Source organism: Streptomyces sp. bgisy027 (assembly GCF_057710365.1).
On record NZ_JBYIVZ010000152.1, the window covers coordinates 1 to 635 of the forward strand.

A 635-nucleotide genomic window follows, 5' to 3' on the forward strand; every position below is an offset into this window, starting at 1 on the left:
GCCCGTCCGCCGGCCCGGTCACGTGCGGCTTTCGTCGCCGCGACGCCCGCCGGGCGGACTTCCATCACCATGAACCGGCCGCTCATCGTGCCTTTGCTGCCTTGCCGCCAGGTGACCCGCCGCAGTCGGCGCCGCCCGGCTGTCATCACCAGGTCCTTCAGCGACCGGGCCGGCTCCCGATAGCGGGGCAGCCGCGGGGCGCCCATCCGCCCCTCCCGTTCCGGGGCGGTCGGGACGGCATCGCCAGGGTGGGCGCTGGTGTCACCGCGCACCGCGGTCACGTAGTCCAGGCCGCGCTCCGCCAGTCCGGAGCGGAAGGAGTGCATCTGGCCGTATCCGGCGTCGGCCACGACAACGCGGCCGTCCAGCCCCCATCCCCGGGCCTCGTCGATCGCGTCCAGGGCCAGGCGCCACTTCTCCCGGTGCCCCACTTCCTCGGGCACCCCGGCCTTCGACCGGCGCCCCTCGGACGGATCCGCCCACTCGGCGGGCAGGAACAACCTCCAGGTCACAGGGACGGAAGCGGCATCGGTGACCGCATGCAGACTCACGCCCACCTGGCACAGCGACTTCTTGCCCAGCGCCCCGCACCACTGCCGGGCCGCCCCCACCGACTGATCACCCGCCTTGGGAAA

At 73.5% G+C, this 635-nt stretch carries 1 protein-coding gene; it reads right to left on the reverse strand.

The window, feature by feature from the left end:
- Positions 1-635 (reverse strand): IS701 family transposase (locus tag AC3ETA_RS47830; RefSeq protein ID WP_432199178.1); only part of this gene is annotated, 635 nt, incomplete at both ends.